Annotated in this window: 20 protein-coding genes; 14 read left to right on the plus strand and 6 right to left on the minus strand. The window is 65.0% G+C overall.

The window, feature by feature from the left end:
• The first annotated feature begins 17 nt into the window (after positions 1-17).
• The 8 genes from BM154_RS14370 to BM154_RS14405 all read left to right on the plus strand — a co-directional run bounded on the left by BM154_RS14370 (position 18) and on the right by BM154_RS14405 (position 10,350).
• Positions 18-677 (plus strand): bifunctional 4-hydroxy-2-oxoglutarate aldolase/2-dehydro-3-deoxy-phosphogluconate aldolase, encoded by a 660-nt coding sequence (locus tag BM154_RS14370; RefSeq protein ID WP_074885109.1) that lies wholly within the window; start codon positions 18-20, stop codon positions 675-677.
• 102 nt (positions 678-779) lie between these two features.
• The gene (locus tag BM154_RS14375) at positions 780-1,601 is read left to right on the plus strand and encodes a shikimate 5-dehydrogenase (RefSeq protein WP_074885113.1); all 822 of its coding nucleotides are present in this window, start codon (positions 780-782) and stop codon (positions 1,599-1,601) included.
• A 301-nt stretch (positions 1,602-1,902) separates the two neighbouring features.
• On the plus strand, positions 1,903-2,061 hold the full coding sequence (locus tag BM154_RS14380; protein WP_004373322.1) for a DUF3309 family protein: 159 nt from the start codon (positions 1,903-1,905) through the stop codon (positions 2,059-2,061).
• A 117-nt stretch (positions 2,062-2,178) separates the two neighbouring features.
• The gene (locus BM154_RS14385; protein ID WP_074885116.1) at positions 2,179-3,192 is read left to right on the plus strand and encodes a ligase-associated DNA damage response exonuclease; all 1,014 of its coding nucleotides are present in this window, start codon (positions 2,179-2,181) and stop codon (positions 3,190-3,192) included.
• Positions 3,189-4,928, plus strand: a complete 1,740-nt coding sequence (locus BM154_RS14390; protein ID WP_074885119.1) for an ATP-dependent DNA ligase — start codon at positions 3,189-3,191, stop codon at positions 4,926-4,928. Before BM154_RS14385 ends, BM154_RS14390 begins: the two co-directional genes overlap by 4 nt.
• Positions 4,925-7,504, plus strand: coding sequence for a ligase-associated DNA damage response DEXH box helicase (locus BM154_RS14395; RefSeq protein ID WP_074885122.1), 2,580 nt, complete (start codon positions 4,925-4,927; stop codon positions 7,502-7,504). Before BM154_RS14390 ends, BM154_RS14395 begins: the two co-directional genes overlap by 4 nt.
• Positions 7,501-8,160, plus strand: coding sequence for a ligase-associated DNA damage response endonuclease PdeM (pdeM, locus tag BM154_RS14400; RefSeq protein WP_074885125.1), 660 nt, complete (start codon positions 7,501-7,503; stop codon positions 8,158-8,160). The genes BM154_RS14395 and pdeM overlap by 4 nt, the downstream gene beginning before the upstream one ends.
• A gap of 267 nt (positions 8,161-8,427) precedes the next feature.
• Positions 8,428-10,350: a methyl-accepting chemotaxis protein gene (locus tag BM154_RS14405; RefSeq protein ID WP_074885127.1), complete on the plus strand. Its 1,923-nt coding sequence runs from the start codon at positions 8,428-8,430 to the stop codon at positions 10,348-10,350.
• A 934-nt stretch (positions 10,351-11,284) separates the two neighbouring features.
• Here BM154_RS14405 and BM154_RS14410 read toward each other — a convergent pair.
• Complete coding sequence (locus BM154_RS14410) at positions 11,285-12,067, minus strand: hypothetical protein (RefSeq protein WP_074885130.1); 783 nt, start codon at positions 12,065-12,067, stop codon at positions 11,285-11,287.
• Positions 12,068-12,167: 100 nt separating this feature from the next.
• Positions 12,168-13,148: an alpha/beta hydrolase family protein gene (locus tag BM154_RS14415; RefSeq protein ID WP_074885133.1), complete on the minus strand. Its 981-nt coding sequence runs from the start codon at positions 13,146-13,148 to the stop codon at positions 12,168-12,170.
• A gap of 164 nt (positions 13,149-13,312) precedes the next feature.
• On the opposite strand from BM154_RS14415, the gene aroC reads away from it, so the two are divergent.
• The 4 genes from aroC to BM154_RS14435 are packed head-to-tail and all read left to right on the plus strand — an operon-like array spanning position 13,313 to position 16,779.
• On the plus strand, positions 13,313-14,404 hold the full coding sequence (aroC, locus tag BM154_RS14420) for a chorismate synthase (RefSeq protein ID WP_074885136.1): 1,092 nt from the start codon (positions 13,313-13,315) through the stop codon (positions 14,402-14,404).
• Positions 14,405-14,438: 34 nt separating this feature from the next.
• Positions 14,439-15,041 carry a hypothetical protein gene (locus BM154_RS24310; protein WP_208609439.1) on the plus strand — a complete coding sequence of 201 codons (603 nt, stop codon included), beginning with the start codon at positions 14,439-14,441 and terminating at the stop codon, positions 15,039-15,041.
• Positions 15,038-16,186, plus strand: coding sequence for an MFS transporter (locus BM154_RS14430; RefSeq protein ID WP_074885139.1), 1,149 nt, complete (start codon positions 15,038-15,040; stop codon positions 16,184-16,186). Before BM154_RS24310 ends, BM154_RS14430 begins: the two co-directional genes overlap by 4 nt.
• Positions 16,187-16,233: 47 nt before the next feature.
• The gene (locus BM154_RS14435) at positions 16,234-16,779 is read left to right on the plus strand and encodes a hypothetical protein (protein WP_074885142.1); all 546 of its coding nucleotides are present in this window, start codon (positions 16,234-16,236) and stop codon (positions 16,777-16,779) included.
• A gap of 6 nt (positions 16,780-16,785) precedes the next feature.
• On the opposite strand, the gene BM154_RS14440 is transcribed toward BM154_RS14435, so the two are convergent.
• Both BM154_RS14440 and BM154_RS14445 read right to left on the minus strand, forming a co-directional pair.
• A complete protein-coding gene (locus BM154_RS14440) occupies positions 16,786-17,283 on the minus strand; it encodes a methylated-DNA--[protein]-cysteine S-methyltransferase (RefSeq protein ID WP_074885145.1) in 498 nt (165 codons plus the stop codon).
• Positions 17,284-17,285: 2 nt separating this feature from the next.
• The gene (locus BM154_RS14445) at positions 17,286-18,164 is read right to left on the minus strand and encodes a DNA-3-methyladenine glycosylase family protein (protein WP_074885148.1); all 879 of its coding nucleotides are present in this window, start codon (positions 18,162-18,164) and stop codon (positions 17,286-17,288) included.
• Positions 18,165-18,342: 178 nt separating this feature from the next.
• Here BM154_RS14445 and BM154_RS14450 point away from each other — a divergent pair, with 178 nt between their 5' ends.
• Entirely contained in the window at positions 18,343-20,421 is a 2,079-nt protein-coding gene (locus tag BM154_RS14450; protein ID WP_074885151.1) for an LTA synthase family protein, read from the plus strand.
• A 49-nt stretch (positions 20,422-20,470) separates the two neighbouring features.
• Here BM154_RS14450 and BM154_RS14455 read toward each other — a convergent pair whose 3' ends face one another.
• A complete protein-coding gene (locus tag BM154_RS14455; RefSeq protein WP_074885153.1) occupies positions 20,471-21,058 on the minus strand; it encodes a hypothetical protein in 588 nt (195 codons plus the stop codon).
• 145 nt (positions 21,059-21,203) lie between these two features.
• Complete coding sequence (locus BM154_RS14460) at positions 21,204-21,482, minus strand: hypothetical protein (RefSeq protein WP_074885156.1); 279 nt, start codon at positions 21,480-21,482, stop codon at positions 21,204-21,206.
• Between the two features lie 326 nt (positions 21,483-21,808).
• On the opposite strand from BM154_RS14460, the gene BM154_RS14465 reads away from it, so the two are divergent.
• A complete protein-coding gene (locus tag BM154_RS14465; protein WP_074885159.1) occupies positions 21,809-22,156 on the plus strand; it encodes a ribonuclease E inhibitor RraB in 348 nt (115 codons plus the stop codon).
• The last annotated feature ends 8 nt before the right edge of the window (positions 22,157-22,164 follow it).

The raw sequence follows: 22,164 nt of genomic DNA on the forward strand, positions 1-22,164 counted from the left end.
GCCATAGGAATAGCAACATGACACAAGCCATCAGCCGCCCAACCCTGACCATGGCGGAAAAGATCGACAGCATTGACGCGCTTTGCGCCCGTGCGCGGATCATGCCGGTGATCACCATCGCCCGTGAGGAAGACATCCTGCCAATGGCCGATGCCCTGGATGCCGGAGGCCTGCAGGTACTGGAGATCACCTTGCGCTCGCCCCACGGCCTGACCGCCATTCGCCGTCTGCGCGAAGAACGCCCGCACCTTTGCGTGGGCGCTGGCACGGTGCTCGATCGCCATATGCTCGACGCGGTGGAAGAGGCCGGCGCCCAGTTCATCGTCAGCCCCGGCTCCACCGACGACCTATTGCGTGCCGCGTTGGAAAGCCCGGTGCCGATGCTGCCGGGCGTTGCCAGCGCCTCGGAGATCATGGTCGGCTACGCCCTGGGTTATCGTCGCTTCAAGCTGTTCCCGGCGGAAGTCTGTGGCGGCACCGCTGCGCTCAAGGCGCTGGGTGGGCCATTCGGCGATATCCGTTTCTGCCCGACCGGTGGCGTCGGCCCGGCCAACCTGCAACGCTACATGGCACTGCCCAATGTGATGTGCGTGGGTGGTAGCTGGATGCTCGACAGCAGCAACGGCTGGGACGCCGTACGTCAGGCCAGCGCCGACGCGCTCGCCCTGCTAGATTGAGTGGTGGCCCGCACCGCACCCCGGTGCGGGCCCGCCCTGAACACTCCTGTCGCCGGCTCGATGCCTCTGTCGAACCGGCGTCGTCATTTCCGAGGTTCGCCAATGACCTTGCGCATCAGCAAAGACACCCGCCTGTGCATGTCGCTGTCCGGGCGGCCGGGTAATTTCGGCACGCGCTTTCAGAACTACCTGTACCGCGAGCTGGAGCTGGATTACCTGTACAAGGCCTTCACCACCAGCGACCTGCCGGCTGCCATCGGTGGCATCCGCGCCCTCGGCATTCGCGGCTGTGCCGTGTCGATGCCGTTCAAGGAAGCCTGCATCGAGCACCTAGACGCCTTGCATGACTCCGCGGCAACCCTACAATCGGTCAATACCATCGTCGCCGATGAGGGCCGCCTGACCGGCTTCAACACCGACTACAGCGCGGTGGTGAATTTGCTGCGCAAGCATGGCGTGCCCAGCGATACGCGCTATGCCCTGCGTGGCAGCGGCGGCATGGCCAAGGCGGTAGCCTGCGCGCTGCGTGACAGCGGCTTTGCCAACGGCTGCATCGTCGCCCGTAACGAGGCGGCGGGCAGGGCTCTGGCCGCGCAGTGCTCGGTGCCATGGCAAGCCGCGCTCGGCGCCGAGCCGGCGGGGTTGCTGGTCAATGTCACGCCGCTCGGCATGCGCGGTGCCGAGGCCGATCAGCTGGCGTTCGATGAACAGGCGGTCGCTGCGGCGCAATGGGTATTCGATGTGGTCGCCGTGCCGGTGGAAACCCCGTTGATTCGCCTGGCCCGCGCCTTGGGCAAGCCGGTGATTACCGGCGGTGAGGTGATCGTGTTGCAGGCGGTCGAGCAGTTTGTGTTGTACACCGGCGTGCGCCCGGATGACGAGCTGATCCAACGCGCGGCGCGCTTCGCCCTGGCCGACGCCTGAGTTCTGCCGGCCCGAAGCACGCGCGATCATGGCTTGGCGATGACCATGGGTGCCAGGCGCGGCTCCCGCCGATCACGCGCAAGCCAAGGCGGGCCCGGGGTTCGCCGATTTAAAGTTTGCACTTTCCGTTTCCCTGCCAAGTCGTAACAGGTGTAGGGCATGGCGCTGCGTCGGGCGCTCTGCCAGACGCTGGCTTCGCCGCAGCGCCATGCCCTGCATTCGAACGAAAGCCTTACCCAGGCTTTCGATGCCAGGCGCGCCGCTAACCGGCGGCAGCCGACAGATAAGCAAGGAGATAGCCATGGGCTTGGGAACCATACTGCTGATCATTCTGATCCTGATGCTGATTGGTGCCATCCCGGCGTGGCCGCACAGCCGCAGCTGGGGCTATGGGCCCACCGGTGGTCTTGGACTGGTGCTGGTCATCGTGCTGGTGCTGCTGCTACTGGGCTACATATGAGCCAGCGCCTGCATCGCTGATGCAGGCGACGCCGTCGGCGGCTCAAGCCGCTGACGGTGGCTCGGTTCCTGAAAGACCCGCTACACCCCCTCATTTCCACTTCCGGAGGTCGCCTGCTTGGATCTGGTGATTGCACGGCCCGAAGGCCTGTACTGTCCTCCCGGAGATTTCTATATCGACCCCTGGCGTCCCGTCGAGCGCGCCGTCATCACTCACGGCCACGGCGACCACGCCCGCACTGGCAGCGCCCATTACCTGGCCGCGGCGCCGGGCGAGGGCATCCTGCGTACCCGCCTGGGGCACGACATCAACCTGCAGACCCTGGCCTATGGTGAGACCATTGATCACCACGGCGTCACCCTGAGCTTTCATCCCGCCGGCCATGTGCTGGGTTCGGCCCAGGTGCGACTCGAATATCGCGGCGAAGTGTGGGTCGCCTCGGGCGATTACAAGGTCGAACCCGATGGCACCTGCGATCCCTTCGAGCCGGTGTGTTGCCATACCTTCATAACCGAATCGACCTTTGGCCTGCCGATCTACCGCTGGCAGCCCCAGGCGCAGATATTCGCCGGCATCAACGACTGGTGGCGGCAGAACCAGCAGGCCGGTCGCGCCAGCGTGCTGTTCTGCTACGCCTTCGGCAAGGCACAGCGCATCCTCCATGGCATCGACGAAGGCATCGGGCCGATTCTCGGCCATGGTTCCATGGAGCCACTGCACCAGGTGTACCGCGATGCCGGCGTCTACCTGCCGCCGACGCGCTACACCGGCGATGTGCCCAAGGGCGACCCGCTGTTGCGGCAGGCGCTGGTGCTGGCGCCGCCTTCGGCAGGTGGCAGCAGCTGGATCAAGCGCTTCGGCGACTACAGCGATGCCTTCGCCAGCGGCTGGATGCTGTTGCGCGGTACCCGTCGGCGCCGCGGCGTGGATCGCGGCTTCGTGCTTTCCGACCATGCCGACTGGCCGGGCCTGTTGTGGGCCATCGAGCAGACCGGTGCCGAGCGGGTCATGGTTACCCATGGTTCGGTAAATATTCTGGTGCGCCACCTGCGCGAACAGGGCCTGGATGCCCAGGCCTTCGCCACCGAATACGGCGAGGAAGACGACGCAGCCATGGAGCCCAGTTCATGATCGCCTTCGCGCAGCTGTATGCGCGCCTCGATGCCACCACCTCGAGCAATGCCAAGCTGGCCGCCCTGCAAGACTACCTGCGCGATGCCGAGCCCGCCGACGCCGCCTGGGCCGTGTACTTTCTCGCTGGCGGCCGGCCGCGCCAGCTGGTGCCTTCCCGGCAGCTGCGCGAGCTGGCGATGCAACGCGCGGGCCTGTCCGACTGGCTGTTCGAGGAAAGCTATTCGGCGGTGGGTGACCTGGCGGAAACCATCGCCCTGTTGTTGCCCGAAGCCACCTCCACCTCCCCGGACGGCTTGGCCGTATGGGTCGAGGAGAAGTTGCTGCCGCTGCGCGGACTACCGCCCGATGAACTGGCGATGCGCCTCGATGCCCTGTGGGCACAGCTCGACCGGCCATCGCTGATGGTCAGCATCAAACTGATCACCGGGGCGTTCCGGGTCGGGGTATCCAAGCTGCTGGTCACACGCGCCCTGGCCGCAGTTGCCGAGGTGGATGCCAAGCGCGTCGCCCAGCGCCTGGTCGGTTACACCGATCTGTCGCACCGACCCACGGCGGCCTCCTACCAGAAGTTGATCGCCGCCGAGTCCGAGGACGAGCATGCCCAGCGTGGCGGCCAGCCCTATCCGTTCTTTCTCGCCCATGCCCTGCAGCGCCCGCTGGAGGAGTTCGACGCCAGCCTGGGCTCGCCCGCCGACTGGCTGATCGAATGGAAGTGGGACGGTATCCGTGCGCAGCTGGTCAAGCGCGACGGCCAGCTGTGGGTCTGGTCGCGCGGCGAGGAGCTGATCAGCGAGCGCTTTCCCGAATTGCAGGAATTGGCGCCGCTGTTGCCGGACGGCACGGTGATCGACGGCGAACTGGTGGTCTGGCGTCACGCACCAGAGGCTACTGCCCGCCAGGGCGAGTTGATGGCCCAGGCTGCCGACGAGCCGGCCGAGCGCCTCAACGATCAGGTCGAGGCGCAGCTCGAGCAGTTCGGTATCCAGCCCTTTGCCTTGCTGCAGCAACGTATCGGCCGCAAGACCCTGAGCCGCAAGTTGCTCGAGGAAGTGCCGGTGGCGGTGCTCGCCTATGACCTGCTGGAGTGGCAAGGCGAGGACTGGCGCAGCCGCCCGCAACACCAACGCCGCGCGCAAATGGAGCAGGTGGTGGCCAGCTGCGCCAGCCCGCGGCTGATGCCGTCGCCGTTGCTGCACGGCGATACCTGGCAAGCCCTGGCGCAGCAGCGCGAGGCCTCACGCTCGCTGGGGGTCGAAGGCATGATGCTCAAGGCCCGGGAGTCCGCCTACGGAGTGGGGCGCAGCAAGGACGTCGGCGTCTGGTGGAAGTGGAAGATCGACCCGTTGAGCGTCGACGCCGTGCTGATCTACGCCCAGCGCGGCCACGGCCGCCGTGCCAGCCTGTACAGCGATTACACCTTCGCCGTCTGGGACGGTGCGCCGGGCGACCCCGAGCGACGCCTGGTGCCATTCGCCAAGGCGTATTCGGGGCTGACCGACGAGGAAATGCGCAAGGTGGACGCCATCGTGCGCAAGACCACCGTGGAAAAATTCGGCCCGGTGCGCAGCGTCACGCCGAGCCTCGTGTTCGAACTGGGCTTCGAAGGTATCGCCCGCTCGCCAAGGCACAAGAGCGGCATTGCCGTGCGCTTTCCACGCATGTTGCGCTGGCGCCACGACAAGACCGTGGAGGAGGCCGATACCCTGGAGCTGCTGCAGGAGTTGCTGCAATGAGCCTGGCGAGTGCCTGGCTGCGCCGCAATGGCTGGAAGGCTTTCGATTTTCAGAAGGAGGTCTGGCAGGCGGTGGCCGATGGGCACAGCGGCCTGCTGCACGCCTCGACCGGCGCCGGGAAAACCTACGCGGTGTGGCTGGCTGCGCTCAATCGATTCGCTGCCAAGGCCACCGCCAAAACAGCCACGCGCAGCAAGCGGGCGCCGTCAGCCGCGCCGCTGACCGTTTTGTGGATCACCCCGATGCGCGCCCTGGCTGCCGACACGCAGCGCGCCCTGCAGGCGCCGGTCGACGGCCTCGAGCTGCCCTGGACGGTGGGCATGCGCACCGGCGATACCGGCAGTGCCGAGCGCCAGCGTCAGTCGCGACGGCTGCCCACGGCGCTGGTGACCACGCCCGAAAGCCTGACTCTGCTGCTTACCGGCGCGGACGCGAAGAGCCAGTTCGCCCACGTCGGCATGCTGGTGGTGGACGAGTGGCACGAATTGCTCGGCAACAAGCGTGGGGTGCAGTTGCAGCTGGCCCTGGCGCGGCTGCGTCAGTGGAACCCAGGGCTGATCGTCTGGGGCCTGTCGGCAACCCTGGGTAACCAGCCCCATGCCCTGGAGGTGTTGCTGCCCGATGGCAGCGGACGCCTGGTGCAGGGCAAACAGGGTGGCAAACCGCAGATCGACACCCTGTTGCCGCCCGCTATGGAGCGCTTTCCCTGGGCGGGGCACCTGGGCTTGCGGCTGCTGCCCCAGGTTGTCGAGGAATTGGAAAGCAGCAGTGTCAGCCTGGTGTTCACCAATACCCGTTCGCAGTCCGAACTCTGGTATCAGGCATTGCTCGGTGCACGGCCGGACTGGGCCGGGCTGATAGCGCTGCATCACGGCTCCTTGGCCCGCGAGGTACGCGACTGGGTTGAGGGCGGGCTCAAGCAGGGCAAGCTCAAGGCGGTGGTGTGCACCTCCAGCCTGGATCTGGGGGTCGATTTTCTGCCGGTCGAGCGGGTCCTGCAGATCGGTTCGGCCAAGGGCGTTGCGCGCCTGCTGCAACGGGCCGGTCGCTCCGGCCACGCGCCCGGGCGCACCTCGCGGATCACCTTGGTACCGACCCATGCCCTGGAGCTTATCGAGGCCGCGGCGGTGCAGGACGCGGTGGCGGCCGGTCGCATCGAAGCACGGGAGTCGCCGCACCAGCCGCTGGATGTATTGGTTCAGCACCTGGTCAGTATGGCCCTGGGCGGCGGCTTTCGGCCTGCCGACCTGCTGCAGGAAATACGCAGCACCTGGGCTTACCGCCTTCTCGATGACGCGCAATGGCGCTGGGCACTGGCTTTCGTGCGCCAGGGTGGCGAGTCGCTCAGTGCCTATCCGGATTATCAGCGTGCGGAACCGGACGAAGAGGGCGTCTGGCGGGTGCCCAGCCCACGCCTGGCGCGGCGCCACCGGATGAGTGTGGGGACCATCGTCAGCGATGCCAGTGTGACGGTGAAATGGTGGAGCAAAGGTGGCGGTGGCGGTTCGCTGGGCAGTGTCGAGGAGGGCTTTATCGCCCGCCTGCGACCCGGCGATACGTTCCTGTTCGGCGGCCGACCGCTGGAGCTGGTGCGGGTCGAGAACATGACCGCCTACGTCAAGCGCAGCAGTGCCAGCAAGGGCAGCGTGCCGCGCTGGAACGGCGGGCGCATGCCACTTTCCAGTGCGCTGGCCGAGGCGGTAGTGGCGCGTTTCGGCGAGGCGGCGCAGGGCCGTTTCGAGGGGCCGGAGATGTGCCTGTTACAGCCGCTGCTCGAGGTCCAGGCTGGCTGGTCGGCATTGCCGGCGCCGGGCACCTTGCTCGCCGAAACCCTGCATTCGCGCGAAGGCTGGCACCTGTACCTGTACCCCTTCGCGGGTCGCAACGTGCACCTGGGCCTGGCCAGTCTGCTGGCCTGGCGGCTGGGCCAGCGACAGCCGCTGAGTTTCTCCATTGCCGTCAACGATTACGGCCTGGAACTGTTGTGCGCCAGCGAGGTGGACTGGGCGCAGTTGCTCGGCGACGATCTGTTCAGCGATCACGATCTGCTGCATGACGTGCTCGCCAGCCTGAATGCCGGCGAACTGGCGCAGCGCCGCTTCCGCGAGATCGCCCGCATCGCCGGCCTGGTATTCGCCGGTTACCCCGGCGCGGGCAAGAGCCTGCGCCAGGTGCAGGCTTCCAGTGGGCTGTTCTTCGATGTGTTCCGTCAGTATGACCCGGGCAATCTGCTGCTGACCCAGGCCCATGACGAAGTGCTCAGCCAGGAGCTGGATGTGCAGCTGCTGCGCCACACCTTGGCCGATATGCGCGCTGCACGTTTGAACCTTCACCCATTGCGCCGCGCCACGCCGCTGGCCTTTCCGCTGATGGTCGAGCGCTTTCGCGAACGGCTCAGCTCGGAAAAGCTTGCCGACCGCATCGCCCGCATGCTCGGCGAACTGGAGCGCGCCGCTGGGCCCGGGCCACAGTTGCCGGACGCACCACTGGTGGAGGTCGAGCCACCGATCCGTCGTGGCGAGCGCAAGCGCAAGGATGGGCGACCAAGACCGAAAACCAGGGCCGGGTCTGCATGAGTGCACCTCATCTGGCGGTGGAACTGGCCGGGGAAACCTTGTGGCTGCTGGCCGACAAGGCGCTTTACTGGCCGGCCCAGCAGGCCCTGCTGATCGCCGATGCGCATTTCGGCAAGGCCGCCACCTACCGGGTGCTGGGCCAGCCGGTTCCCCGCGGTACCACTACACGCAATCTGCAGCGTATCGACCGGTTGCTGCTCCATTATCCAACCCGCCAGTTGATCTTTCTCGGTGACTTTCTGCATGCCAGGCCCGCACGCAGTGGCGGCACCCTGGCGGCGCTGCAGGCCTGGCGAGACGCCCACCCCGAGCTGCAGATCCTGCTGGTGCGCGGCAATCATGACCGCAGCGCTGGCGATCCACCCGCCGAGCTCGGCATCGAGGTGGTGGGCGAGCCCTGGCCGATGGGGCCATTCGCGCTTTGTCACGAGCTGATGGCTCACCCGGACCGCCACGTGCTGGCCGGACACCTGCATCCGGTATTCGTGTTGCGAGGGCGCGGACGGGACCGGCTGCGCATGCCATGTTTCAGCATTGAGCCGGCGGTGACCCTGTTGCCGGCCTTTGGCGAATTTACCGGTGGCATGGCCATCGAAGCCACGATCGAGCGGGCCATCTATGGCGCACTGGATGGCGCGGTGTGGCGACTGGCCTGAATCATATGCGACAGATCGCCACGTCCCAGGTAGCCGGAATACTGGCGGATCGCTTTTTACCCACGCTATAGCGTTGAACAATGGTGATTTGTCCGCCACCGCGGGCGTCAACTTTTCGCCCGCGTCGCCTATCGTCAGCTGAAACGATTCATCTTCCTCTAGTTATTTATCGGTCTGCCGATAGAATGCGTGCCGCTCAAAAAACAGCTCGGTCCAATAATAATTTTCCAGCTGCCTGAACTCGGTTACAAATCGGAGAATTATTATATGAACAGCTGGTTTTCGAACATCAGCGTCACCTTGAAACTCGCCTTGGGCTTCGGCCTCGTGCTCGCCCTTACCTGTGTACTCGCACTGACCGGCTGGACCAGCCTGGGCAGCCTCATTCAGCGCAGCGACTGGACCGCCGACATCGCTCGCCTGAACGACAGCCTGACCGATCTGCGCATCACCCGTCTGCAATACATGCTGGCCAACGGCGACGAGCAAATTGCCGAGACCGTGCAGAAATCCCTCGACGGCTTCAAGGCCCAGCATGGCCAGGTTTTGTCGCAATTCAAGAGCCCCGAGAACGTGCGTCTGCTACAGGCGCAGGGGGCGCAGATCGATGCCTATCAGCTGTCGCTGAACAAGATGCGCGGCGGTTACCGCGTCAGCAACGACGCACGCCAGGAAATGACCCGCAATGCGGTGACCGCGGGCGAGGCGATCGACGAGATCAACGCCGCGGTGATGAACCTGCCGCTGTACGATGACAGCCGTACTGCACAGTTCCAGGCCATCACCAAGGCCAAGGAAGACTGGCAGCTGGTGCGTTATCAGGTGCGCGGTTACACCGGCAGCCCGAACGCCGAGGCCGAGCGCACGGCTATCACGCAGATCGATACCACCATCAAGGAGCTGGAGTCCTTCCGCCAGGCATTCGCTGCCGAGCACCCGCAGCGGGTCAACCAGGTCACCACTGCACTGGACAACTACCGCAACGCGGTCATGGCCTTCAAGGCCGCCACCGAGACCATCGCCGTGGCGCGCAAGGAACTGACCGAGGAAGGTTACGAGATCGTGCGTATCAGCAACGAACTCACCGCTATCCAGATGGAGCGTCGCAACAGCGAAACGGCCTCGGCGCGAACGCTGCAGCTGAGCACCACGGTGATCGCGCTGCTGGTCGGCATTCTGGCCGCTTGGGTGATCACCCGCCAGATCACCCGTCCGCTGCAGGAAACCCTGGTAGCCGTCGAGCGCATCGCCGGTGGTGACCTGAGCCAGACCCTGCAGGTGACACGCCGCGACGAGATGGGCGTGCTGCAACAGGGTATTCAGCGCATGGGCAGCACCTTACGTGAGCTGATTGGCGGCATCCGCGATGGCGTCACCCAGATCGCCAGCGCCGCCGAGGAGTTGTCGGCCGTTACCGAGCAGACCAGTGCCGGGGTCAACAGCCAGAAGGTGGAGACCGATCAGGTGGCCACCGCCATGCACGAGATGTCCGCCACCGTGCAGGAAGTCGCGCGCAATGCCGCTGACGCTTCGCGCGCCGCCTCCGACGCCGACCGCGAAGCCAACGACGGCGATCGCGTAGTGGGCGAGGCCATTGCACAGATCGAGCGCCTGGCTGCCGAAGTGACCCGTTCTACCGAAGCGATGAGCCATCTGCAGCAGGAAAGCAACAAGATCGGCAGCGTCATGGACGTGATCAAGGCGGTGGCCGAGCAGACCAACCTGCTGGCCCTCAACGCGGCCATCGAAGCGGCCCGTGCCGGTGAGGCCGGCCGAGGCTTCGCGGTGGTTGCCGACGAGGTTCGCGGTCTGGCGCAGCGTACGCAGAAGTCCACCGAGGAGATCGAGGAACTGGTCGCCGGCCTGCAGCACGGCACCCAGCAGGTGGCCAACATCATGCACGGCAGCCGCGAGCTGACCGACAGCAGCGTGCAGCTGACCCGCAAGGCCGGTGATTCGCTGGAGAGCATCACCCGTACGGTGTCGAACATCCAGTCCATGAATCAGCAGATCGCCGCCGCTGCCGAGCAGCAGAGCGCGGTGGCCGAGGAGATCAGCCGCAGCGTGATCAACGTGCGTGACATCTCCGAGCAGACCGCGGCGGCCAGCGAGGAAACCGCGGCGTCCAGCGTCGAACTGGCGCGCCTGGGCAGCCAGTTGCAGCAGATGGTCAGCCACTTCCGCGTCTGATCGCGAAGGTGCGCTGAAACGCAAAAGCCGTTGCTCAGAGAGCAACGGCTTTTTTATGGTTCTTCGCATTTTGGCGGGGAGGGTAGGCCTGACACCGGACTGGCAATTAAGTGTTAGCTGCCGATGACTTGGCACTCTCCATTGGCCCGCCGCCTGGACTAGTGGGTTTCGCCCCTTACGGGCGAGTCACTTGATTCGCTGCGCTCACCCTTCAGGCCAGCCTGCGGCTGTTACTTCGCTGCGCTGCGTAGCTCTTGCTTGCCCAAGAGAAAGTAACCAAAGAGAAGGGTACCCCACCATCCGGGCTAGGCGCCCCCGCCCTGCTGCGCCGGGGCTCCCTCGCTCCATCACCACTCCAGGGGCACGCTGCGAAGTGCCATCCCTGCCTAGGCGGCCCCGGCCATCGCAGCTCTCGCGACATCCATGTCGCTCATGGCTACCCGCCCGGCCCCTTACATGGCGATTCCACTCGGCCTCCTGAAGGGGATTTAGGCGTCGTCTGTGAGATCGGGCTTCAAGAGCAAAAGCCAAACGCTACCGACTTTGATCTTGCAGATGTCGCAAGCTCGCGACATGGTCCCCCTTCAGGAGGCCGAGTGGAGGTGTTGCGTAGGGGAGCGAGCCGCATGGATGCGGCGAGAGGCTTAATGGGCCAGGGAAGGCCCATGTAAGCCGGCCCCCAGAGCGGCGCCGGAGCGAGGGAAGTTTCGCGTAGCGAAACCCGGATGTCGGGGTGCCCTTCTTTGGCACACCTTTCTTGGGCAAGCAAGAAAGGTGTGGCGCCCGTAAGGGGCGCAACATAAGGGGTCAGCAGACGCGGTAATGGATAGTGCCAAGCCAATGAGTGATACGCACAAAAACTTGCCAGTCCGGTGTCAACCCGCACCGTCCCCAAGCTATACGAAAACCTTTTTTTATCGCCTATGGAAAACCGTCAATGCGTGGCGATCCAGATCAGCAGGCCGGCCTGGAACAGGCTGAAGGTCACCAGGCAGGCGATGGTGAAGCGCAGGCTGCCATCTTCGCGCTTGAGCCGTTCCAGGCGCTCGTGCTGCTTGCGCAATTGCGCGTCCTGCTCCTGCAGGTTGTGATCGGCCTGTTGCAGCATGGCGGCGGCATCCAGCTGCTCGATGAACTGCACCTTCTCGCCGTTCCAGTCACTGTGCAGGACGCTGAGCCGCGAGGCGCTGTACTGCGCCTTGAGTTGGTTCTCCTGATAGTCGACGTTGAACCCCTGGGCCTTGAGGCAGTGGTCACGGCGGGCGCGAGCTTCGTCGTTGAGCGCATCGCGGCTGGGCAGTGGGCCGCTTTCGAGGCTGTAGTGGGCGCAGTGCTGCTTGGCCCAGGCGACCGCCTGGGCCAGCAGGAAGCGCCCCAGCCCGCGGTTCTGCGGTTCCAGGCTGAGGCCGCTGTCGGGACCGAAGCGGGCTTCCTTGGCGCGGTGATCGAGCCACAGCTCCAGCACGTTCTGCTCCTTGCGCAGTTTTTGCCCAGGTAACTGCAGGCTCAGGCGCAGCAGGCTGTGGTCCTTGCTGTGCCGCTCGAGGCGACCGAGCTGTACGAAGCGCAGCGTGCGCGGGCCGGTGTGACGATCGGCGGGCAGGGGGGCCAAGCGCAGCAGGCGAAACTGCTCCGGGCCAAGGTTGGCCCAGGGATGGGACGGCGCGGGCTGTTCGCCTTCTTGCGCGACGACGGCGCTCGTTTCGCTGTCGGTCATCTGGCGTTCCTCGAAGAGCCGCCCTGCAGCCGCAGGACGTCAAAAAGAATTCATGACGCCGTAGCGGGAACGAGGAGTCGCTGCGCCGCGGGTCATGGTTTCATGAGTTATCGGCAGCCTTGGCCGTCTCTGCAGGCGGCAACGCTTTGATGAAACTGGCCAGGCGCGTGGTAAGGCCGCGTGCCAGGGGCAGGTCCGGGTTGTCATAGGACGCCAGTTGGGCCTCCATGTCCATCGGCACGATGCGCAGCACGTGGTTCATGCCGGTGACGATCTGCAACTCGGCCCGCGGGTTGGCAGCCTGCAGCTCCTCGGCGTCCTGCACGCTGACCTGGATATCGTGATCGCCCTGGAGGATCAGCGCTGGGGCTTTCACCTGAGCAAAGGCCGCCGCCGGATCCTGGCGGAACAGGGAAATCAGGTAGGGCTGTACGCTGGTGCGAAACAGCACGGTCAGTTCATCCGACACCTGCGCCACCTGGCGGCCTTCATGCAGGGCTTCGAGCAGCGCCTCGGCCTCGCCACGCAGGCGCGGCGGCAGGCGGTTGCGCAGTTGTTCGCGCAGCAGTTGGTCGATAGGCCGTGCACTGCCGGCGATCGACACAAGAGCATCCGCGTCTGCCTGATTGGCCGCCAGGGTGGCGATCAGTGCGCCTTCGCTGTGGCCGACCAGAATGACCTGGCTGAAGCGCTTGTCCCCGCGCAATTGCTGCACCCAGGCCACCACGTCGGCCACGTAGCGCTCCACGCTCAGGTCGCGCTCGTGAGGCGTGGCGGCAAAGCTGGCGGCGATGCCGCGCTTGTCGTAGCGCACGCTGGCGATGCCTTGCTGGGCCAGTGCCTGGGCCAGTTTGCGGTGGGCGTCGTTATGGCCGCCGCCCGGGTTGTTGCCGTTCCGGTCGGTCGGCCCGGACCCAGCCACCAGCAGCACCACCGGGACCGGCTCCTTGCGCTGGGGCAATACCAGCGAGCCTTGCAGCACACCCTGGCCGGTATCCAGGCTGACCGGTTCACGCAGGATGGGGGCAGCCTGAACCAGGCCAGTGAAGAGAGAGAGGGTCAAAAGCAAGGCTCGCAGCATGATGGTGACGGGTCTGTGATGGGCTCTGTTGGACGCTGGCAATTGGCCAAAGGTTCGCGCGCGGGTGATCTCGGCGGTTGGCTGGGAGTATACTCAGCGGCTTTCTCTATGGGCCTGCCTTTTCGCCGCAGGCTGCAGATCGAACGTCTCTGGAGTCTCGCGCAATGTCCGGCAATACCTTCGGCAAGCTGTTCACCGTCACCACGGCAGGCGAGAGCCATGGCCCGGCGCTGGTCGCCATCGTCGACGGCTGCCCGCCCGGCCTGGATATTTCCCTGGAAGACCTGCAGCGCGACCTGGATCGCCGCAAGCCCGGTACCAGCCGTCACACCACCCAGCGCCAGGAAGCCGACGAGGTGGAAATCCTCTCCGGGGTGTTCGAGGGCAAGACCACCGGTTGCGCCATTGGCCTGCTGATCCGCAATACCGACCAGAAGTCCAAGGATTACTCGGCGATCAAGGATCTGTTCCGCCCGGCCCACGCCGACTACACCTACCACCACAAGTATGGCGTACGCGACTACCGCGGCGGCGGCCGCAGCTCGGCCCGCGAGACCGCCATGCGCGTGGCGGCCGGCGCCATCGCCAAGAAGTACCTGGCCAGCCAGGGCATCGTCATTCGTGGCTACATGAGCCAGCTGGGCCCCATTGAAATCCCCTTCAAGACCTGGGATTCGGTAGAGCAGAACGCCTTCTTCAGTCCCGATCCTGCCAAGGTGCCGGAGCTGGAAGCCTACATGGATCAGCTGCGTCGTGATCAGGACTCGGTCGGTGCGAAGATCACCGTGGTCGCCGAAGGGGTGATGCCGGGCCTCGGCGAGCCGATCTTCGACCGCCTGGACGCCGAGCTGGCCCATGCGCTGATGAGCATCAACGCGGTCAAGGGCGTGGAAATCGGCGATGGCTTCGCCTCGGTAGCCCAGCGCGGCACCGAGCACCGTGACGAGCTGACGCCTGCCGGCTTCGTGTCCAACCATGCCGGCGGCATTCTCGGCGGCATTTCCAGCGGCCAGCCGATCGTCGCTCACCTGGCGCTCAAGCCGACCTCCAGCATCACCACGCCTGGGCGCTCCATCGATGTCGATGGCAATCCGGCGGACGTGATCACCAAGGGCCGTCACGACCCCTGCGTGGGCATCCGCGCCACGCCGATCGCCGAAGCGATGATGGCCATGGTGCTGATGGATCACCTGCTGCGCCACCGTGGGCAGAATGCCGATGTACGCGTGACTACGCCGGTACTGCCGCAGCTGTGATCGAGCGTCCCGGAAGTATGCAGGCGAGGGTGGCATGAGCGAGTTTCCCGAGGTGCTACGCAGCGTTACAGGCAAACGCCTCTCGGACGTTCGCGATGCGTTGTTCGCGCTGAAGCCGGCCCAGGTCGACGAAAGAGCCGCGGGGTACCTCGTTGCGCTCTACACCGCCAGCAAGCAGCTCGATGTGCGCAGGCAGGTACTCAGGCTGCTGTATGACTGCGACTTTCAGGCGCTCGATGAGTTTTTCACCCAGGCCTATCGAAAGGAGCGCTACCTGGACATGAAGGTCTATGCCCTCCGAGGCCTGGCGCGCCGTTCTGAAGAGAAGCAACTGCAGCGATTGCTCGAAGGCTTTCGCCAGACCTTGGCGAAGAGGCAGCAGTCCACGCCCTACAACTATCAGGAGTACGAGCTGCTCAGAGGGCGCAATGCGTTGCCGTATCTGGTCGAGCGTTATGGCTACGCCTGCCTGCGCGAGACCCTCGAGCAGGTCAACCGGCAGTACGACGCCATGCCGGAGGCCTTCAAGGGGCATTTCACCGTGGATGACAAGGGGACGTTGGTCACCTTGCGTGAGCCGGGTGCAAGCAGTGCGCTGATTCGGCAATTCTTCGCCAGCCAAGGGGGTCAGGATTGACGCCGGCCGTCCCGTACTGGCGTCTGTCCGGTTTCTACCTGTTCTACTTCGCGCTGCTCGGTGCCACCGCGCCGTTCCTGGGCCTGTACTTCGCCCATCTGGGTTTTTCGCCGGCGCGTATCGGCGAGCTGGTGGCCATTCCCATGCTGATGCGCTGCGTGGCGCCGAACCTGTGGGGCTGGCTGGGCGACTACAGCGGCAGGCGCCTGCTGATAGTGCGCCTGGGCGCGCTGTGCACGCTGCTCAGCCTGAGCCTGATCTTCGTCAGCCAGAGCTACGCCTGGCTGGCCATGGTGATGGCCTTGCACGCCTTCTTCTGGCATGCGGTGTTGCCGCAGTTCGAGGTCATCACCCTGGCCCATCTGCGCGAGCAATCGGCCCGCTATGCGCAGCTGCGCCTGTGGGGCTCGATCGGTTTCATCCTGGCCGTCGTGGGCCTGGGCAAGGCGTTCGATCTGCTCAGCCTGGACGTCTATCCCTGGGCGCTGCTGCTGATCATCAGCGGCATCGCCCTGAGCAGCTTCTGGGTACCCGATGCGCAGCCGCTTACCTCGTCGCAGTCGCCGAGCCAGGGCGGTTTCCTGCAACAGGTAAAGCGGCCCGGGGTGCTGGCCTTCTACCTGTGCGTGGCGCTGATGCAGCTGTCCCACGGGCCGTACTACACCTTTCTGAGCATTCACCTGGAGCAGCTTGGCTACAGCCGTGGGCTGATCGGCATGCTCTGGGCGCTGGGGGTGCTTGCCGAAGTGCTGATGTTCATGGCCATGGCGCGGTTGCTCAGGCAATTCAGCCTGCGCCGGGTGCTGGTCGCAAGCTTCGCCATCGCCGCGTTGCGTTGGCTATTGATGGGTTTTTTCGCCGACCATCTGGCCGTGTTGCTGTTCGCCCAGGTGCTGCATGCCGCTACCTTCGCCAGTTTCCACGCGGCGGCCATCGCCTTCGTGCAGCGCAGCTTCGGTGCCCGCCAGCAGGGCCAGGGGCAGGCGCTATACGCTTCGCTGGCCGGTATTGGCGGCGCGCTGGGTGCCCTGTATGCCGGCTATAGCTGGCATGGCATCGGCCCGCAGTGGACATTCGCCCTGGCGGGGCTGGCCGCGCTGCTCGCAGCCGTTATCATGGCCCGACGCACGGCCGAGCCGACATGACCCACTCGGTTACCCCAAGGTAGCCAGCACCCGTACAGGAATACCCCATGAGTCGCCTGAGCGTTCATCACCAGTCCAGCCCGCAGATCCCCAACAAGGTGCTGGGCCACGCCGAAGACATCACCAGCACGCTGGCCGCCGCCGGCCTGATGTTCGGCGTGCTGCCGCTGGAGGTCAAGGTGCAGCCCGGTGCTCCGGCCGAGGAGATCCGCGCCGCGCTTGGCGAGCCCCTCGCGCAGCTTATGCACGACCACGACCTGAGCCAGGTCGAAGTGATCAGCGTTGACCGGCGTCACTGGCCGCAAGAGGGCGAAAAACCGCTCGAACCACCGCAGGAAGTGATTGCCGATGGCGCGCAGCTGTACCTGTTTCTGGCCGGACAGGGGTTGCTGAGTCTGCATGTCGACGATCACGTTTACGCGCTGTTTGGTGAGCGCAACGCGCTGATCAGCGTACCGGCTGGCACGCGCCACTGGTTCGACCTGGGTGAATTCCCGTACTGCGCGGCGATTCGCCTGTCTGCCGCGAACGGGGCGCAGCCCCGTCCCAGTGGCGATGCCATCGCCACCGCTTTTCCGCGCCTGGAGGACTGAGCGCGTTCAGTCGAACAGGCTGGCCTGTGGCCTGGGCACGGCGCCCTCGAGTTCCAGTAGCAGTTGCTTGCGGGGCAGGCCGCCGGCAAAGCCGGTCAGGCTGCCGTCGCGGCCGATCACCCGGTGGCAGGGGATGATGATGCAGATGGGGTTGGCGCCATTGGCCGCGCCCACCGCGCGTACCGCCGCGGGCCGCTCGATGCGCCGGGCCAGGGCGCTGTAACTGTCGATCTTGCCGAACGGGATCTGCTGCAGGGCCTGCCAGACCGCTTGCTGGAACGGCGTGCCCCGCGGGTTGAGGCGTAGCTCGAAGCGCTGTCGCCGGCCCTCGAAGTATTCGTCGAGTTGTCGGCTGGCGTCATCGAGCTGCGAGCCAGCCTCCTGCCAGTCATCACCGATCAGCCAGGGCGTGCGCTCCACCTCCATCAACAGCTGGCGCAGACCGTGCTCGTCGCCGACCATGAACAACCGGCCAATGGGGCTTTCCTGATAGCGGTAGTACATCCTCAGCCTCCCGAATAATTGTGCCAGAGGTGGGCCGCCGCATAGGCGCGCCACGGCCGCCAGGCTTCGGCATGCAATTGCAGCTGGCGGGCAGTGATGCCGGTGGCGCCCCAGATCGGCGCCTTGAGCAGCCCCAGGTCGCTGGCGGGAAAGGCGTCGGCATCGCCGAAGGCGCGCAAGGCGATGTATTCGGCTGTCCACGGGCCAATGCCGGGCAGGGCGCACAGGCGCTCGATCAGCTCGTCGGCGCCCTGGCTGATATCCAGGCGCAGGGCACCGCTGGCGACCTGGGCGGCGAAATGCTGCAGGGTCTGCACGCGCCTGCCGGGCATGCCGATGCCCTCGAGGTTGGCAGCGGCCAGTGCATCGGGTGTCGGAAACAGCCGGTCGATGCCAGCCGGGGCATCGACCAGCGCTTCGCCGAGCCGCGCCACCAGCCGGCCGGTGATGGTTACGGCTGCCTTGACCGTGACCTGCTGGCCGACGATGGCGCGTACCGCCTGCTCGAAGGCATCGAACGCGGTGGGCAGGCGTAGGCCAGGGTTGCGTGCGAGCATCGCCGCGAGATGCTGATCAGCTGCGAAATGTGCAGCAATGAGCGCCGGGTCGGCATCCAGGTCGAACATGCGACGTACCCGCTGTACCAGCTCTGGCAGGCGGGCGCTGGCCGAGCTGCTGTGCTCCAGCAGCAGGGCATCCTGGTCGGGCAGGGCGGTGACGCGAAACCAGCCGGTCACCTCGCCAAGACGAAAGCTGCGGCAATAGTCCCGCTCACCCAGGCATTCCTGCCCGGCGATGGCGCGCAGCCGGAAATGCCCGTGGAACTGCTGCCAATCCCAGGGGGCCTGGTACGGCAGGATGATGAGTTGGCTGTCTGTCATGCCTCGACGATAACCCCAGGGGGCTGCCTTGTCAGCGTGAAAGTGACTTTCAAACCGGCGCCACAGGCACTGAGAACTCTTCGCGACAAAATTTTCACATCCGAACCTACAGACTGCCGCGGCGCCGTTCGCCGAAGTAGGCGAGCTTGCGCTAAATGCCTCTTGCGGATGATCGAACATGACCCCTACAGCAGTTCAGGGCAGCCCTTTTACCCCCTCCAAGCCGTTACGCAGCCAGTTGCGCTTCACCCTGTTCAGCGGCCTGGCATTGCTGGTGATGTACACCCTGCTGCGCGTCGCCATGCTGGTCTACAACCGCGAGCTGATCGGCGATACGCCGGCCGCCGCATTCGTCGAGGCGTTTTACAACGGCCTGCGCTTCGACCTGCGCGTGGTGGTCTACGCCTGTGCGCCGCTGTTGATCGCCTTGCTCAGTACTCGCGCCATGTGCGCGCGTATTTGGCAACGTATCTGGCTGACCGGCTTCGCCAGCCTGACGCTGTTTCTCGGCCTGGCCGAACTGGATTTCTACAAGGAATTCCACCAGCGCCTGAACAGCCTGGTGTTTCAGTACCTGCAGGAAGACCAGGCCACGGTGATGAGCATGCTCTGGAACGGTTTTCCGGTGGCGCGTTACCTGGTCGCCTGGTTCGTCATCACCGGCCTGCTGTGGTGGATGTTCAGCCGCTTCGATCGTGCCAGCCGCGGCCAGGTGCCAGCCGGTGCCGGCGGCGCGCGGCCGGTGGTGGCCTGGTACTGGCGCGTGGCGGTGTTCTTCCTGTGTCTGCTGATCGCGGTGATCGCCGCCCGTGGCCACCTGCGCCAGGGCCCGCCGTTGCGCTGGGGCGATGCCTACACCACCGACTCGATGTTCGCCAATCAGCTGGGCCTCAATGGCACCCTGACCCTGTTCACCGCCGCCCAGGCGACCTTTGGCCCGCACCGTGACAACACCTGGCAATCGACCATGGAAGACGGGCAGGCCCGGCAGATCACCCGCGACATGCTGCTCACCGCGCAGGACCAACTGGTCGATGCCGACGGCGCCGCGGTCCGCCGCGTGTACACACCGCCGAGCGACAAGACCCTGCCGATCCGCAACGTGGTGGTCATCCTGATGGAAAGCTTCGCCGGGCACTCGGTGGGCGCCCTCGGCGCGCCGGGCAACATCACCCCGTATTTCGACAAGCTGAGCCGGGAAGGGCTGTTGTTCGACCGCTTCTTCTCCAACGGCACCCACACCCACCAAGGCATGTTCGCCACCATGGCGTGCTTTCCCAACCTGCCGGGCTTCGAGTACCTGATGCGTACGCCGGAAGGCGCCCACAAGTTTTCCGGCTTGCCACAGCTGCTCGGCGCCCGGGGCTACGACAACCTGTATGTCTACAACGGCAATTTCCAGTGGGACAACCAGTCAGGTTTCTTCAGCAACCAGGGCATGACCCGCTTCATCGGCCGCGAGGATTTCGTCGACCCGGTGTTCATGGACCCGACCTGGGGCGTATCCGACCAGGACATGTTCGACCGCGGTGCCCTGGAACTGAAGACCAACTACGGTGATAAACCCTTCTACGCGCTGCTGCAGACCCTCTCCAACCACACACCCTACGCACTGCCCAAGGACCTTCCAGTCGAGCCGGTGATGATCAACGGCAAGGAGGATCTGCACCGCACCGCCATGCGCTATTCGGACTGGGCGCTGGGGCAGTTTTTCGAAAAGGCGCGCAAGGAGCCGTATTTCAACCAGACCCTGTTCGTGGTGGTGGGCGACCATGGCTTTGGCGGTTTCGACCAAGTCACCGAGATGGATCTGCAGCGCTTCAACGTGCCGCTGCTGCTGATCGCGCCGGGCATTCAGGAGAAATTCGGCAAGGTCAGCCATACCGTCGGCACCCAGGTGGATATCGTGCCGACCATCATGGGCCGCTTGGGGGGCGACGTACGTCATCAGTGCTGGGGGCGCGATCTGCTCAACCTGCCTGAAGGCGATGGTGGCGTGGGGGTGATCAAGCCGTCAGGCGGCGACCAAACCGTGGCGATCGTCACCGCCGAGCAGGTGCTGGTGCAGCCCAAGGGTTTCGAGCCACGGCTATACCGCTATCAATTGGGGGCGAAGCCGACTGCCACGCGTATAGAGGGGCCCGTGGACGAGACATTGAAGAAACGCATGGAAGGCTTCCTGCAAACGGCTACCAAGAGTTTGCTGGACAACACCGCAGGCGTGGTGGATGGCGTGCCGGATAAACCGCAGCCCTGAAACATATAAAAAAACCGGCGCCTGGCGCCGGTTTCTTTTTTAGAACGATTTAGCTGCAGCCTTCGACGTAGAACACCGCCGGCGGCACGCCAATGCGCCAGCGCGTCACCACGCCGTCGGGATCGGTTTCGAAGACCATTCGCGCTTCGCTATCGATATAGGGCGTGACGATGAAATCCGTCGCGCCTTCTACATACTTGTTGGGCTGCTCTTCGTAACGGCCCGGGTAGGTGGCGCGAATCTGCTGGGCGCTACTGCCCACCTGCAGGCCGCGAGGCGCCTTGCGTTCGCGGCTGTCGATGTCGTAACGCACGAACTGGCCGTTCTCGAGCATGAACGAGGTGCCGAAGCCCTTGGCCGGGCGCGGGTCCTGGAACAGCTGACGGCAGCTGTCCGAGCCACCGCCGTCACGCAGCGAGCCCTTCCAGGCCGCGCGCACGGCCGTTTCGTCGCTGCCGAAGCGGGCGCTGGCAAAGCCGGCGAAGGGACTGAGATCCTCCTTTTCCTGCAGCTTGGGCGGGCTGCTCTGGGCGGCGGAGGCGGTTTTGGCGGGGGTATTGCTGGCGTCGCTGCAGGCGCTCAGCGCCAGAATACTGGTGATCACAACAGCGGAAATTGAAAGCGTACGGTTCGCCATGAAAATCCAACCTTCCTCTCGAATGGGAACGGCCGCACGAATGTACGGCCGGATCTGTCAGGGCATGAGACCGGTTGACTCGAGGCATTTGCATGCCGGGTGTGTGGTGCCGACCCGCTGCGGATGCGGGTCTAGCGTCGCGGCCTCATGCTGCGTGGCATTTGGCCACATTTTCCGGAAAAAGATCCCGGCTTTTATTCAGATGCTGATCGACCAGCCACTTGCCATGGGCAATGGAGGCCCGCTGGGCCTTGGTCAGGTCATCGAGAAAGGCAAGGTTGAGTGGCAGCGGCAGGCGCCGCGTGGTGCGCCCGTCAGGGGCAGTGACGCGGCAGCCACCGGCCCAGGGTGTGGGAATGCCCGGGTGCTCCATGACTTCGGCACTGATGTGATGATCGCGGTAGGTGCATTGCAGGGTACTCATGGCCAATACCTCGTGTGTCTGGCCCGCAGAGGCAGCACGAAGATCCTGCCGCCGCCAGCGGGCGTGGCTTCACCCTTGGATATAGCACGGCAGCACTGGCTGGCGCGGCAGGCCGACGAGCTGTAGGTGAAGATTAGTGGGATGACCCGCAGCGCGCCGCGGTCTATGCTTTGAGGGCGTGCTGCGCAAACCGCATGCGCGTCTTCAGACCCAGCTCGTACCAGGGGCCCAGGCCCGCGTGTCATCACGGTGCGCCGTGTGTTGCATGTTGAGACAGATCGCCGGTTCCACGGCGTATCAATTTCCTCGTCCGATGGAGATCAACTATGAGCACGATTCTGCACGAAGATGTTGGTAGCGGCATTTTGCGTCGAATGAAGGAAGGCGGGTTCGATTTCGCCAGCGTTCACCCCATCGAGTTCTACGCGATTTTCCCCGATCGGGCTCGCGCCCTGAAAGCCACCCATAACTTTCGCGGCGAAAGCCTGCATGCCCAGGTTACCGAGCGTGATGAAGGTGACTGGTATCTGCAGGTCAGCAAGGTCATGCATGTGACCCCGGCGGGTATTGGCGATTTTTCGCAGGATCTTGAGTCGGTGGTGATCCCCTTGGGCGGCGAGCTCGACGGCTGGGGCGTTACCCAGCAGCTGAGCCGCGCCAGCCGCCAGGATTAGCGGCAATC

Source organism: Phytopseudomonas argentinensis (genome assembly GCF_900113905.1).
Classification (GTDB): domain Bacteria; phylum Pseudomonadota; class Gammaproteobacteria; order Pseudomonadales; family Pseudomonadaceae; genus Aquipseudomonas; species Aquipseudomonas argentinensis.

Excerpts from the sequence above, each read along its gene's own strand:
- BM154_RS14375 (WP_074885113.1), top strand. The coding sequence starts at position 780 with ATGACCTTGCGCATCAGCAAAGACACCCGCCTGTGCATGTCGCTGTCC.
- BM154_RS14415 (WP_074885133.1), bottom strand. The coding sequence starts at position 13,148 with ATGCTGCGAGCCTTGCTTTTGACCCTCTCTCTCTTCACTGGCCTGGTT.
- BM154_RS14465 (WP_074885159.1), top strand. The coding sequence starts at position 21,809 with ATGAGCACGATTCTGCACGAAGATGTTGGTAGCGGCATTTTGCGTCGA.
- BM154_RS14395 (WP_074885122.1), top strand. The coding sequence starts at position 4,925 with ATGAGCCTGGCGAGTGCCTGGCTGCGCCGCAATGGCTGGAAGGCTTTC.
- BM154_RS14455 (WP_074885153.1), bottom strand. The coding sequence starts at position 21,058 with ATGGCGAACCGTACGCTTTCAATTTCCGCTGTTGTGATCACCAGTATT.
- BM154_RS14370 (WP_074885109.1), top strand. The coding sequence starts at position 18 with ATGACACAAGCCATCAGCCGCCCAACCCTGACCATGGCGGAAAAGATC.
- BM154_RS14460 (WP_074885156.1), bottom strand. The coding sequence starts at position 21,482 with ATGAGTACCCTGCAATGCACCTACCGCGATCATCACATCAGTGCCGAA.
- BM154_RS14380 (WP_004373322.1), top strand. The coding sequence starts at position 1,903 with ATGGGCTTGGGAACCATACTGCTGATCATTCTGATCCTGATGCTGATT.
- BM154_RS24310 (WP_208609439.1), top strand. The coding sequence starts at position 14,439 with ATGAGCGAGTTTCCCGAGGTGCTACGCAGCGTTACAGGCAAACGCCTC.
- BM154_RS14440 (WP_074885145.1), bottom strand. The coding sequence starts at position 17,283 with ATGTACTACCGCTATCAGGAAAGCCCCATTGGCCGGTTGTTCATGGTC.
- BM154_RS14410 (WP_074885130.1), bottom strand. The coding sequence starts at position 12,067 with ATGACCGACAGCGAAACGAGCGCCGTCGTCGCGCAAGAAGGCGAACAG.
- aroC (WP_074885136.1), top strand. The coding sequence starts at position 13,313 with ATGTCCGGCAATACCTTCGGCAAGCTGTTCACCGTCACCACGGCAGGC.
- BM154_RS14405 (WP_074885127.1), top strand. The coding sequence starts at position 8,428 with ATGAACAGCTGGTTTTCGAACATCAGCGTCACCTTGAAACTCGCCTTG.
- pdeM (WP_074885125.1), top strand. The coding sequence starts at position 7,501 with ATGAGTGCACCTCATCTGGCGGTGGAACTGGCCGGGGAAACCTTGTGG.
- BM154_RS14435 (WP_074885142.1), top strand. The coding sequence starts at position 16,234 with ATGAGTCGCCTGAGCGTTCATCACCAGTCCAGCCCGCAGATCCCCAAC.
- BM154_RS14450 (WP_074885151.1), top strand. The coding sequence starts at position 18,343 with ATGACCCCTACAGCAGTTCAGGGCAGCCCTTTTACCCCCTCCAAGCCG.
- BM154_RS14445 (WP_074885148.1), bottom strand. The coding sequence starts at position 18,164 with ATGACAGACAGCCAACTCATCATCCTGCCGTACCAGGCCCCCTGGGAT.
- BM154_RS14390 (WP_074885119.1), top strand. The coding sequence starts at position 3,189 with ATGATCGCCTTCGCGCAGCTGTATGCGCGCCTCGATGCCACCACCTCG.